Below are 12,437 nucleotides of genomic sequence, written 5' to 3' on the forward strand. Positions count from 1 at the left end.
TTAAATTAACGTTACATCGGTAGTACCCCCTTTTTCCAGGGTGATGTCCACGGGTTGATTGGTTTTCCAAGCCCCATTGGTAAAATCGGGTAGATCGATCGGCGCGCTGCGGTTGGCTACGGACCATTCGCTGAGGGGAGCGATCACGCTCCATGTGGCCGCATCGTACACATCCATGTCTACGGGCAGGCCATTGCGAAGGCAATCAATGAGCCGCCAATCCATCAGGAAATCCATGCCACCGTGTCCGCCGACCTTTTTGGCAAGCTCGCCGATTTTTCGGACAATAGGCGGTGTATATTGCGCTTCCAACTGTGCGAACCCGGTTTCATCGATCCACCCTTCATGCCCCGTGGCAATACGCCCGGGCAATGGGTATTTCTGTGCCGTCGCTTTTGTGCCGCTAAGCAGGTGAATGCGTGAATAGGGGCGGGGCGAGGAGACATCGTGCTGCAGCATGATGGTACGGCCTTTTTCCGTGCGGATGGTGCTGGTGTTCATGTTGCCACGGAACGTCGGGCCGATATGTTTGCGTAAATCGGGGTTTTTGGCGGCCGCTTCTTCAGCGAGCGGGCCGAGCATAAAGTCGTTCGATGCCATGGAGGTCATATAGACCAGCCGATCGCCCCGGTTGATGTCCATGGCCTGGCATATCGGGCCGAGTCCGTGAGTGGGATACAGGTTGCCGTTGCGGCGGGTGTTTTCCTCCAGCCGCCAGTAGTCGTAACGCTTTTCCGGATCGACCAAACTATCAAGGATGTCGTGGATATAGGCACCTTCACCGTGTATCAGTTCGCCGAAAAATCCCTGCCGTACCATGTTGAGGGTAAGCAATTCGAAGAAGTCATAGCAGCAATTCTCCAGGATGACGCAGTGCCGTTTTGTTTTTTCGGAAGTTTCGACCAGTTTCCAGCAGTCTTCCACCGTGGTTGCGGCGGGAATTTCCAATGCCACATGTTTTCCCTGCTCCATCGCATACAGCGCCATGGGCGCGTGGAGTTTCCAGTGTGTGGCGATGTAAACCAGATCGATGTCGTCGCGGTTACATACCATTTTCCAGGCCTCATCCGTTTCGGTATACAGGGCCGCTTCATGCCCCGGCCGCTTGATCCGCTCTTTGGCTGCTTCGGCTTTTTCCGGCCGGACATCGCAGATGGCGTTGATGGCTACGCCCTGGATGTAGCTCATGCGTTCCACGGCGGCGCTGCCGCGGTTGCCCACACCGATAAAGCCGATGCGCACAGTCTCGATTGGCGGCGCGGCATAACCGCTCATGTTGAAGTGCTGTGTATGGGGCTTTTCGGCTTGTGCGCGGATATGGGCTAAGTGGTCGTCTGCGGCCTTGCCGGTTCCTGCACAAGCGCCTCCCCACACCGAGGCACTTACCAGCGAGGCTCCGGCAAGCCCCGATTGCTTCAGGAATGTTCGTCTATTGCTCATTGGCTAATCCTTCCGTTTCGTTTGTTTTTATTTCAGTTACAAAGGGTGGGCAGTCCAGTTGCCGCACCAGCGTTTCAATTTGCTTGATATAATCTTGGCGTTCTTGGTCGCCCAACAGCCTTCCGGATAAGGTACGTGCACGGTAGATGGTCGTGGGCGTACCCGCCATGGCCAGGAGCAGCGGAATGTCCCCCCACTGCAGGATCCGGGGCACATGGATGGCCATGGAATACGCGTCAATGCCTTCCCGGGAATCAAAAAGGTAGGTGCAGGGCACGTCAATGAGCCGGAGCCGGTCGGGGTGCTTTGCGGATAACGCAAGGGCATATGCCGTAGCAACCCCAGCCTCCCGGTAGGCTTCGATGCAGACGCTTGTGTTGCCGAGGCGCTCGGTGCAGAGTTGTAGCAGCAGCTGGATTTCGGCAGCCCAGATACCCATGACGGGCTTTCCAAGCCAAAGTGAGGAACGCGCCAGGGTATGGAAAGGTGGCAGCCCCCCGTCAATCCGCTGGGCCTCATCCGAAGCCTGCTCTCCCGTTCCCCATAGGTCGGCCACCATCACGCCATATCCTTGGCTCCGCAGCTGTTGGATGCGCTGTTGGGGCAGCTTTGTCTTGCCTGCACCGTGCAGGAGCAAGATATAACTGCCGCCTTGTTTGGGTTTAGTAAACAACACGGGAATGATATTTCCCGCATCGGTTTCGACCACCAGCCGTTGCCAACCGCTGTCTGCCGTCCCAACCGTGATTTGCCGGGCAGCAAGGGGTTGGGCATTCAACAGCTGCCGGAGCGTATCCTGCAGACCGGACAGACGGCGGCGCGTGTTCTTGGCCTGCAGCGCGCGCAGGCGCTGGCCTTCTTCCTGGCAAAAGCGTTCGGTAGACCACACTGCTTCGTCCCGGTTGCCATCGGGATATGTAGCCAACAGCAAAGGGTCAAACAGTTGCACGGGAGGAGTTTCCTGCGGGATGCCCGTCCCTTCCCCTTTCAGGTGGTGGTTAAACCAGCCGAGCAGGTGCTCCCGCATTTCTGCGCTATAATCATGTCCTCCTGCCGCAATGTGATAGGCAATGCGATCGGCGGCGCCCAGTGTACGGTATACGGTCTGAGCCTGGCGGAAAGATACCAGCATCTGCTGGGGCATAAAACTTGGATTCTTTTCTTCCACAGCGTTGACGATTTTCAATGCCCGTGGCGCCACCAGTGCCAATATCCCGCCTTCCTCGGTATAGGTCAGCCCGTTGGGGAGCAGCTCACATACGCAATTGCTGTTCATGATGTACGAGCAGAATGTGCCGACGCTTACTACCGGCATTACGGCTTTCACCCGTTCGTCGAGCGCGGCGAGCCACATGGACTGGTTGCCGCCACCACTCGCGCCTGTGGCACCGATGCGGGTGCTGTCGACGAAGGGCAGCGACGACAGCAGGTCGATGCCGCGCATGTTATCGGCCAGTTGCAGGCCCATGAGGGTGTGGCCGGTCGCCATGAGCGAAGCGCCGAGGTTGGCCCCGTGGTACTCCTGCTGGCCGGCAATGGTACCCCGTTCACCGGCACCCCAAGCGTCCAGTGCAAGGCACACATACCCACTCCGTACGAGGGTCTGTGCTACGGCCTGGAACAACGGATGGCGGCGCCCGTCCGGCCAATGGCCATGAGTAACCACTACCGCAGGGAAGGGGCCACCGCCATCGGGAACATACAAATTGGCTGGCGCCCAAATGCCCCGTTGGGTTTGGAAACTGATGTTGCGTACCGTGAATCCTTCACCGCGGACGGCACCGGTTTCGCGCATCTCCAAAGGAAGGTCACGATGATACGTGAGGGCCAGATCACGGTTTACCTGCGCTTTAAGCGCGGCGGCGTGGACGAACCATTCCGGTGCAGCCTCCGGTACCAGGTGTTTGGATGCGGCCCTGGCGCCATCCAACCGCAGCTGGATGGCCGTAAGGTCGGTCCGGACACCGTCAAGGACGGGTGGCAACGAGTTTTCTTGGCCCGATGAGGAAAGGGCGATGGTACTGATCATGACCATCAAAAATAGCTGTTTTGTTGCCAAGGCTACCACGTCTCGACGGATTAATCGACGTCCCACCATACACGCGTAGCAGCGTTGTCTGCGCCGTTGAGCAGGGCACGTCCCTTTGCCAGTTCCGCTGCATTGTTGTTTTCCTCAACAATGGGGAAAGGCATGCGGTTGATGAATGTGCCTTGGGGCAAATCGGGGTTGTTCGACTGCACCACGGGATACATGGCCGGAAAGCCTGTACGGCGGAATTCCGCCCACGCCTCCATCCCGTCGGGAAAGATTGCCAGCCATTTTTGTACACCGATCTGTGCCCGTTGGGTTGCGGCATCCGCGGCCCAACGGATGGGGGTATTGGCCACGGCAGGCGAGTTTTCCGAATCGCCGGGTGCCACGGGCGTCGCCGTTGATATGAGGTAAGCGTCAATGGCTGCTTGGTTGGCCCCCCATTGGCTGAGGCTCACCGCGATGCCCTGTTCGTAGCATTCTTGGGCGGTGGCGCCCATGTTCCACCCGTTGAGGGCTCCTTCTGCCCTAAGGAACCAAGCTTCTGCCGCATTCATGACGTGTTGCCTGGCCTCCAGGTTGGGCATCCACGAAGCGGAAGCGGCATTCCATACCACCCAGTATGTGCCTACGTTGGCGTTTTGCGCACTGGTGTTCCGTGGATTATTGAGTGCGGCAGCCGGAAGGCCGTTACGTAGGCTGTTATATTCGCCGTTGGTCACATCGGGTTGGAAATACCGTTGCAGGCGGGGGTCGGCGTATCCCTTAAGGTAGGAAGCCATGGTCGAACTCATCGCGAATTCGTTCCAAGCGGCCACCTGCGCCAACCCGTTGGTGTCGTTGCCCCGGAGCGATTTGAGCAGCGATGCATGCTGGCTATTGTCGGTCATCACACCTGCTGCAACCGCCGCTTCGGCTTCGGATTGAGCCCGATCGGGGTCTACCAGGGATATCCGTAAGGCCAAACGCAGGCGCAGCGTATTAGCAAACGCAATCCACTGGTTTACATCACCATCGTACATCAGGTCGAACCCTTGGAATACCCGGGCATCGGCGCCCAGGGCATTGAGGTCGTTGACCGCCTGATCCAGCCGTTTGAAGAAGTCATCGTAAATCTCCGCTTGGCTATCATACGGGATTTCCTCGATGGGGTCAGCCGCCTGGAAGTAGGGCACTGGGCCGAAGTGGTCAGTGAGGCGGTGGAAGGCATACACCCACAAAATATGGGCCAGGGCCTGCTCTCCCGACGCGGGCGGCGCGTTTTCAATGATAGCCTTCAGCTGTGGCGCCGTATTGGTGTAAACCACCGTCCAGAAACGCCGCTGCCAGTCGGGAGTAAGCACATAACGGTCTGTCTGGAAGGAAGTAACCGATAAGGCATAATACTGGGCGTACAGATCGGCCCCCAGGTTTTGCACTGTCTGGTAAAAACTTCTATCCATCACGGCAGCCGATTGGGCCCTCGAAAACATGAAGGGCATTTCTCGGGCACCGACGTTTGGCAGCGCAGACGGGTCGGAGTTTAAGTCCGTAAAGTTGTCGGTGCAGGATATGGCCAGCAAGGCGACAACCAATATCAATAAGCCATTTAATTTTTTCATATTTCGTACGTTAAAAAGACAGTTTGACATTGAGTCCTACACTCCGTACCGGCGGCAACAGCCCTGCTTCCACTCCCTGATAGTTGCCGATGCCGAGGGCGGCCTCCGGATCAATGGGAATGGTGCGCCGTTTCATACCGGGGATGTCAAGTGTAGACTTGCCCCGGTACAGGAAAAACAGGTTGCGTCCGGTAAGCGACAATTGGGCCCGTTTAAACGCGCTTCCGCCCGGCAACGCAAAGGTGTATCCGACTGACGCTTCGCGTAGGCGGAAGTTGGTGGTCGAATAGGTGAAAAATTGCCCCCATGCATCGCGGCCATTCTGTGAGACCGCCGTCCAGAACGTCTGGGCGTCGATCGCTGTCGTGTTGGGCGACCCATCGGCTTTTACACCGGGAAGCACCAACCCGCCGTCGCGGTATTCGGTGGTGTATTCGCCAAGCCCATAGGCACCTAAAAATGAATCGGTACCGGATACCATTTCGCCGCCCACGCGGCCGTCGAACAAGAGCGACAGGGAGAACGCCCCATACCGGAGGTTGTTGCCCCAGCCCAGCAGGAAATCGGGGTTAAAGTTGCCGATCTTCTGGTTAGCCGTTACGATGGGGAGTCCGGCATCGTTGATCAGGAAGTTGCCGTTGGCGTCCTTTTCCCAGGCGAAGCCATACAGGTCGCCGTAAGCCCCGCCTTCAACGGCCACGACGCTGGCTAAGCGCGTGCTTGTGGAGAGGTCTGCGCGGTTGGAGCGTTCGTGCAAGTCGATAATCCGGTTTACGTTCCGGGAAAAGTTGATGTAGGTGGTCCAACTGAACCGTTCGTTCTGTATCGGTGTGCCATTGAGTTGCAGCTCAATACCCTTGTTTTCGATGTTGCCGGCATTGATGTATTGCCGGTTGAATCCGCTGGCGAGCGGCAATCCGATGAACAGCAATTGGTTGATGGTGTTCGTTTTATAAAACGTAGCTTCCAGCCCGATGCGGTTATCGAGGAATTGCCAGTCGAGGCCCAGCTCATACGCACGTGTCAGCTCGGGTTTAAGGTTGTGGATGGCGCGTGTGGCATCCCGGCTTACAAAGCCCTGGCCGGCGCCCAGGGAAAAGCGGTACAGTTGGTCGAGCAAGTAAGGCGCTGCATCATTGCCCACCTCGGTAAAGGAAGCCCTTAACTTGCCGAGGGACACCCAGTCGGGCAGGGTGAAGGCGTCCGAGAGAATGGCCGACAGCCCCACTGAGGGGTAAAAATAGCTGTGGGGTGCAGGCAATGTGGATGACCAGTCATTCCGTGCAGAGACATCGAGGTAAAGATAATCACGAAAATTGAGCTGCATATTGCCATATACCGACTGCAATTCGCGCTCGATGGCCAATACATTGTTAAATGCGGGTGTGGTGGCAAACGCCAGGTTGAACTGGTTAGGGATACTCAATCCGTTGGCCATGTTTTGCAGGCCGTTGCTTTTCCGGGTGAGGAGGCTGCCCCCTACATTGTAATGAATGGAAAAATCCGCCGACAACCTGTTTTCGCCCGAAACCAGTACATCGATATTCCGTTCACTCCGTACGGTATTGGTTTCGAAGTATTGCCCGCCCGGCTGTACGTTGCCAAGCGACACGGTGCCGTTGTAATAACGGCCGGTCTCCTTGTCGTCATATCGGTCAAAACTATAGCGTGCCATCACGCGCAGCCAGTCTGTAAGCTCATAGGTCGCAGAACCTAATAGGGTAATACGGTTGCGTTCGTCGTTGACCGAGGTGCGGTTAAGGTCCCAATAGGGATTGTCGAAAATGGACGAGGTGGTCCAGTATTTCCGTGTAGGTTCTCCGGTGACGGGGTCTGTCCCCTCGAAGTCCCGCAGCTCATCCTCACTCATGTCGCGCGGCATGATGTACGTACCCATGGGTGTACCGGTATCCCCCAGTCGTGGCTTGTTGTGTACCTGCTGGTTGACATAGGTGATTTTCGCATCGGTGCTGAGTTTCGAAAAGAAGCGGTTGGTTATCCGGAGGTTAAGCGTATTCCGGTCCATTTTGTTGCCGGGCAGGATTCCGGCGTTGTGGTTATGGGTATACGAAGCGTAGCCTTGCATCGTTTCTGTACCTCCGGAGAGGTTTATGGAATTGTTGACCGTCGCGCTCGTTTGAAATACGCTGCGGACGTTGCCGGGGTACGTGGTGGCAGGTGCTCCCCAGCTTTCTGCGGCGGTGGCGCCTGCTGTACCGCCATTGCCCCGGCCGTAAACGTTCTGGTAATCCATCAACAAATTTGGCTGGTCGACGCTGATGCCGCCATTGTAATCAATGGCCAACTGGCCTGTTTTACCACGTTTGGTGGTGATCACGATGGCGCCATTGGCGGCGCGGCTGCCATAGAGCGCCGCGGCTGTCGCCCCTTTCAGGATATTGACCGACTCGATATCGTCTGGATTCAAATTACTTGCCCCGTCGCTGCCTCCATAAGAGTTGAACGTGCTATTAGCCTGGGTGTTGGGCGAATTGTCAATGGGGACGCCATCCACAACAATCAGTGCGTTGTTGTCGCCGCTGATGGACCGGTTGCCGCGGAGGACGACCCGTGCGGCGGCACCCGGACCGGTTGCCGCAGGCGTGATAACAGCGCCGGCCACTTTACCGGTCAGGCTGGTCATCACGTTACCGCTGTTATCCCGTACTTCGTTGAGCTGTTCAGACGATAGTTGCTGCGTAGCATAGCTCAACGAACGGGTTTTTCGGGTGATGCCGAGTGCGGTCACCACCACTTCGCCGAGCTCTTCGGCAGCAGAAGGATGCAAAAGTACGTCATACGCACTCGCTTCGGCCACGGTCACCTGGTGGCTTTCATAGCCCATATAGGAGAAGGTCAGCACCTCGCCCGTTGACACTTGTAGCATGAACCTTCCGGCGTCATCGGTAGCAGTCGCAGCATGGCTGCCCTGTACGTTGACCCCGGCCAAGGGTTGTTTGGTCTGTGTATCCATGACCCTACCGTTGATTGTTCGTTTTTCCTGTGCATGGGTGTGAAGCGCTCCAATGGCTTGGCAGAGCAGAAGCCAAAGGCCATAAACAGCAATACGTTGTTTCATCATTTACATTTTTGTTAGTTGTTTGCAGTTACATGATTCCGATGCCCCAGGGCATATTATTATTTGTTTACTCAAGCATGTTCCGATCCCGCTATTTGAATACCCGGTTGTACGTAATTGGTAGTCCAAAAATATCGACGCCATAGGGCTAAACCAACGGATCTTCCGTTTATATTAGCGAGAACGTTACCGAAAATAAGGTATAAGCAGGAGCTTATTTGCGTATCTTCGCTTTCCGGTTATAAGCGCGTTTATATGCCTGAAAACATCACGATCAAAGATATCGCCCGTCTATTGAATATATCGGTGTCAACGGTTTCCCGTGCGTTGCGCGATGCGTACGACGTCAATCAGGAAACACGGGAAAAGGTGCTTCGGCTCGCAAAAGAACTCAACTACAAGCCTAATTTCGGAGCAGCCGGCCTGGCCGGAGGTGGCACGCGGAACATCGGCATCATCTTGCCTTTCATCACGAACTACTACTTCTCGATGGTCATTACCGGAATCCAGGAGGTTGCTTACTCCAGGGGATACAACATTGTTTTGTATGTGACCAACGATGCTCCCGACCGGGAAGAAGATGTTTTAAAGAATCTCAACACCCAAAACTTAGACGGCCTTTTGGTATCCATATGTTCCGATTCCATGTCCAGGGGCTATTTGGAAACGATTATGGCGCAAGGTACGCCGGTTGTTTTTTTCGACCGGGTGTTGGAACGGATTGAGGCTTCCAAAGTGAGGCAGGACGACTATAACGGTGCTTTCGAAGCGGTGGAACACCTCGTCCAGCAGGGGTATCGCCAAATCGCGCATATCGCGGGCCCCGTTGATCTTGAGTTTACCCAACAGCGCTTGTCCGGATATCTTGCGGCTTTGGAGAAACACGGACTGGAGCGGGACGACCTGTTGATCGTGCACTCGGGCTTTTCCCAAGCCGATGGTGAGCGGGATATGGAAATGCTCCTGGCTGCCGGATCGCTGCCGGATGCTATCTTCGCGGTAAATGATCGGAAGGCAATCGGTGCAATGCTTACGCTTAAGAAGCATGGCATCGCCATTGGACGCACGATTGGGGTCATCGGATTCACGGACGATCCGATGGCTTCCATCATCGCGCCTACGCTATCCACTGTCGCCGAGCCCGCCTATGATGTAGGCAAGATCAGCTGCGAGCTGCTGTTGGAGCACATTGTCCGGAAAAATAACTTCCAACCGCGGGAAATTGTCCTGCCGGGCAAGCTAATTCCCCGCGAATCCACTTCCCGCATAGCCTCTACCACCGAGCAAAATGCAGTAACCTGACGTCAAAGCGACTGGTAAATAAAAAATATTCAATAATATTAATTGTTGTATTAATATTATTTAGTTTTGCATTGATAAATTTAAGCTATGAAGTTAAAATTTCCGGTTCATTGTCCAAGTTGCTCGGGTATCCTCACGGTTACTGAACTCACCTGCGGCAACTGCGAGACCCGGGTGTCTGGAAACTACGTGCTGCCGGTGCTGATGCAGCTCACCGCCGAGGAGCAGGAGTTTGTTCTTCAGTTTTTCCTGAGCAGCGGCAGCCTCAAGGAAATGTCTGCGCAGACGGGCAAGAGTTACCCGACGGTTCGCAATCGATTGGATGATATGATAGCCCATATCAGGCAACTGGAGCAGCAACAAAAGACAAAATAAACATGATGCTATGCAACAACGTGCTTTAGTCAACCCTTTTGCATACTACGCTGAAAAACGGCTGGTCGTGGTCGGGTTGGCGGCCACAGCAATCGGCTCGGTACTGGGGTGGTTATTCAACGCCCGTTTTGATGGTGTGCTGGACCTCCACTTCGTGCAGCAACTGAGGGTCTGGCAGCCGCTGCTGGACAATGGCATCAATATCCTGAGCCTTACCCTGCCCCTCTATCTCTTCGGGTTATCCATCAATGGTAAAACTCGGCTAATAGACGTAGTGGCTGCAGTGCTGGTTGCACGCATTCCATTCTATGTCCTTCCCTTGGCAAACATAGGCGGTTACATGTACGGCGCAGCCAACCAGTTGGTGACCGGCACGATGGAAGGAACTCCGGTAGGAATGGGTACGATTGCGGCCAACATTGCTTTTTTTGCGGCGGCCGTATCGGCGATGGCCGTTTTCGTTTTTTGGCTGTTTCAGGGCTTTAAGACCGCCACCAACAGTAAAAAGGCCGCGCATAAATGGATTTTCGGGGCGTGTATTGTACTGAGTGAGGTGATTTCAAAGATGATGCTTGTACTGGTTAGCAAAATTTAATTCCTATGCGGACACTTATACTTTTCTTTCTCTTCCTTGCAGCCAGGCTGCAGGCGCAGGACATTAGCGGTACCTGGCAAGGAGCGCTGGATATCTCGGGGATCAAATTGCGCGTGGTGCTGCATATCAAACATACCGAAGACGATTATACGGCCACGATGGACAGCCCCGATCAGGGTGCAAAAGGTATTCCGGTTGCATCGGTCGCCTTTGCAAGCCCCGTGCTGAAGCTGGAAGCACCCGCTATCGGGGCTCGTTATGAAGGTAGGCTGAAAGCCGATACGGTAATCGCCGGCACCTTATTCCAGAATGGTGCGGAGCTGCCCCTCGAACTGGTGAAGCAGGCTGCCGGGGCGGGCGATACCTCCGATGAACGGCCACAGGAGCCGCAGCCTCCTTTTCCTTATCACATTGAAGAGGTGAGCGTGTCCAACCGAGATGCGGGTATCACCCTGGCGGGGACGCTGACGAGACCATTAGGAGGTGGGCCGTTTCCGGCCGTGGTGCTTATCAGCGGCAGCGGTGCGCAAAACCGCGATGAGGAGCTATTCGGACACAAGCCCTTTTGGGTGATCGCCGATTACCTTACGCGGCACGGATATGCCGTGCTGCGCTGTGATGACCGGGGGGTGGGAGCTTCGACGGGTAATTTTGCGGCAGCAACTACCGCTGATTTTGCATCAGACGCCTCGGCAGCAGTCGATTTTCTCCGGTCGGCAGCAGCCATTGACCCAGGTGGTATTGGCTTGCTGGGCCACAGCGAAGGCGGCATGGCCGCGGCCATGGTGGCGGGTACGCGCAGCGATATCGCCTTTCTCGTGCTTTTGGCATCGCCTGGGGTCCCTTTGGATAGCCTCCTGATGACGCAAACCCGGATGATCGGCGCAGCTTCGGGGCTTTCGCCGGCTCAGCTTAGCGCGAATGCCCGGCTAAACCGCCAGCTTTATGATCTGGTGATTGGGGAAGACAACCCAGACGTGCTGGACAGTAAACTTGAGGGGTTCCTATCATCTTCATTACAAGCAGCAATAAACGACAGCACGATTACCGCGGATGAAGCCACTGCTGCTGTCAACCGGCAAAAAGCGCAGATCAACACCCCGTGGATGCGCTATTTCCTGCGATTCGACCCCGCAAAATACCTCTCGCGCGTGACATGCCCGGTGTTGGCCTTGAATGGCGACAAGGATTTACAGGTCGCTGCTCAGGAAAACCTTGCAGGAATTGCGGCAGCACTGCAAGCAGCGGGAAATGACGAAATAACCATCAAAGTACTTCCCGGCCTAAACCACCTTTTCCAGGAAAGCAGGACCGGCCTTCCCTCGGAATACGGTACCATCAATCAGACCATCTCTCCGGCGGTATTACAGGCGATCGCGGAATGGCTCGATCAATACGTGCGTAAAACGCAAGTATAATGTTTCATGCATTCAGCCATTTCAAGATATCAGGTTCGATGGCTTCCGGCTTGGTGGTGGGTGCGTAGCGCTTGCGGGGCCTGCCATCTTTGTCGATAACGAACTTCGTGAAATTCCACTTGATACGGCTGCCGAACAAACCGCCCAACTGGCTTTTCAGGTACCTGAACACGGGATGGGTGTCTTTGCCATTGACATCGCATTTCTCGAACAGCTGGAAGGTTACCCCGTGATTGACTTTGCATGTTTCCTCCACGGTGTCATTGGTTTCGGGCTCCTGCCCCATGAACTGATTGCAGGGGAATCCCAGCACGACCAGGCCCCGGTCTTTATAACGTTGATGCAGGGCTTCCAGACCTTCAAATTGCGGTGCCAGGCCACATTGGGTGGCCGTGTTGACCACTAAGACCACCTTACCCTTGAAGGTTGACATCGGAATGGCTTTCCCCTGTGGGGTATTGGCGGATAAATCGTGGAACGTCGTTGCCATAAGGCTAAGGTACGGAAAATCCGTTTATTTCTATTTCCAGTTGTTGGCTTTTTGGCTGGCACGCTCACTCCGATCACGCCCCTAGGCCAGAAAGCCAACAACCGG

General features: G+C 55.4%; 9 protein-coding genes. 4 read left to right on the forward strand and 5 right to left on the reverse strand.

The window, feature by feature from the left end; genetic code table 11:
• Genes JHJ32_RS20470 through JHJ32_RS20485 form a run of 4 tightly spaced genes read right to left on the reverse strand, consistent with a single transcriptional unit; the run spans position 1 to position 8,155 of the window.
• Entirely contained in the window at positions 1-1,440 is a 1,440-nt protein-coding gene (locus tag JHJ32_RS20470; protein WP_200122234.1) for a Gfo/Idh/MocA family protein, read from the reverse strand.
• Complete coding sequence (locus JHJ32_RS20475; RefSeq protein ID WP_200122235.1) at positions 1,430-3,475, reverse strand: acetylxylan esterase; 2,046 nt, start codon at positions 3,473-3,475, stop codon at positions 1,430-1,432. Before JHJ32_RS20475 ends, JHJ32_RS20470 begins: the two co-directional genes overlap by 11 nt.
• A gap of 44 nt (positions 3,476-3,519) precedes the next feature.
• Positions 3,520-5,073 (reverse strand): SusD/RagB family nutrient-binding outer membrane lipoprotein, encoded by a 1,554-nt coding sequence (locus tag JHJ32_RS20480; RefSeq protein WP_200122236.1) that lies wholly within the window; start codon positions 5,071-5,073, stop codon positions 3,520-3,522.
• Between the two features lie 10 nt (positions 5,074-5,083).
• Positions 5,084-8,155, reverse strand: a complete 3,072-nt coding sequence (locus JHJ32_RS20485; RefSeq protein WP_200122237.1) for a SusC/RagA family TonB-linked outer membrane protein — start codon at positions 8,153-8,155, stop codon at positions 5,084-5,086.
• 252 nt (positions 8,156-8,407) lie between these two features.
• Here JHJ32_RS20485 and JHJ32_RS20490 point away from each other — a divergent pair, with 252 nt between their 5' ends.
• The 4 genes from JHJ32_RS20490 to JHJ32_RS20505 all read left to right on the forward strand — a co-directional run bounded on the left by JHJ32_RS20490 (position 8,408) and on the right by JHJ32_RS20505 (position 11,842).
• A complete protein-coding gene (locus tag JHJ32_RS20490; RefSeq protein WP_200122238.1) occupies positions 8,408-9,454 on the forward strand; it encodes a LacI family DNA-binding transcriptional regulator in 1,047 nt (348 codons plus the stop codon).
• 87 nt (positions 9,455-9,541) lie between these two features.
• Positions 9,542-9,829 (forward strand): DUF2089 family protein, encoded by a 288-nt coding sequence (locus JHJ32_RS20495; RefSeq protein WP_079717860.1) that lies wholly within the window; start codon positions 9,542-9,544, stop codon positions 9,827-9,829.
• A 10-nt stretch (positions 9,830-9,839) separates the two neighbouring features.
• Positions 9,840-10,424, forward strand: a complete 585-nt coding sequence (locus tag JHJ32_RS20500) for a hypothetical protein (RefSeq protein ID WP_200122239.1) — start codon at positions 9,840-9,842, stop codon at positions 10,422-10,424.
• A 5-nt stretch (positions 10,425-10,429) separates the two neighbouring features.
• Complete coding sequence (locus tag JHJ32_RS20505) at positions 10,430-11,842, forward strand: S9 family peptidase (protein WP_200122240.1); 1,413 nt, start codon at positions 10,430-10,432, stop codon at positions 11,840-11,842.
• 4 nt (positions 11,843-11,846) lie between these two features.
• On the opposite strand, the gene JHJ32_RS20510 is transcribed toward JHJ32_RS20505, so the two are convergent.
• Positions 11,847-12,332: a glutathione peroxidase gene (locus JHJ32_RS20510; protein ID WP_200122241.1), complete on the reverse strand. Its 486-nt coding sequence runs from the start codon at positions 12,330-12,332 to the stop codon at positions 11,847-11,849.
• Positions 12,333-12,437 lie beyond the last annotated feature (105 nt).

The sequence above is a fragment of the Parapedobacter sp. ISTM3 genome (genome assembly GCF_016533505.1).
Taxonomy (GTDB): Bacteria; Bacteroidota; Bacteroidia; order Sphingobacteriales; family Sphingobacteriaceae; genus Parapedobacter; species Parapedobacter luteus.

What these genes read in the sequence shown, in the direction of transcription:
- JHJ32_RS20470 (WP_200122234.1), bottom strand. Translation starts at nt 1,440, where the DNA reads ATGAGCAATAGACGAACATTCCTGAAGCAATCGGGGCTTGCCGGAGCC.
- JHJ32_RS20475 (WP_200122235.1), bottom strand. Translation starts at nt 3,475, where the DNA reads ATGGTCATGATCAGTACCATCGCCCTTTCCTCATCGGGCCAAGAAAAC.
- JHJ32_RS20480 (WP_200122236.1), bottom strand. Translation starts at nt 5,073, where the DNA reads ATGAAAAAATTAAATGGCTTATTGATATTGGTTGTCGCCTTGCTGGCC.
- JHJ32_RS20485 (WP_200122237.1), bottom strand. Translation starts at nt 8,155, where the DNA reads ATGATGAAACAACGTATTGCTGTTTATGGCCTTTGGCTTCTGCTCTGC.
- JHJ32_RS20490 (WP_200122238.1), top strand. Translation starts at nt 8,408, where the DNA reads ATGCCTGAAAACATCACGATCAAAGATATCGCCCGTCTATTGAATATA.
- JHJ32_RS20495 (WP_079717860.1), top strand. Translation starts at nt 9,542, where the DNA reads ATGAAGTTAAAATTTCCGGTTCATTGTCCAAGTTGCTCGGGTATCCTC.
- JHJ32_RS20500 (WP_200122239.1), top strand. Translation starts at nt 9,840, where the DNA reads ATGCAACAACGTGCTTTAGTCAACCCTTTTGCATACTACGCTGAAAAA.
- JHJ32_RS20505 (WP_200122240.1), top strand. Translation starts at nt 10,430, where the DNA reads ATGCGGACACTTATACTTTTCTTTCTCTTCCTTGCAGCCAGGCTGCAG.
- JHJ32_RS20510 (WP_200122241.1), bottom strand. Translation starts at nt 12,332, where the DNA reads ATGGCAACGACGTTCCACGATTTATCCGCCAATACCCCACAGGGGAAA.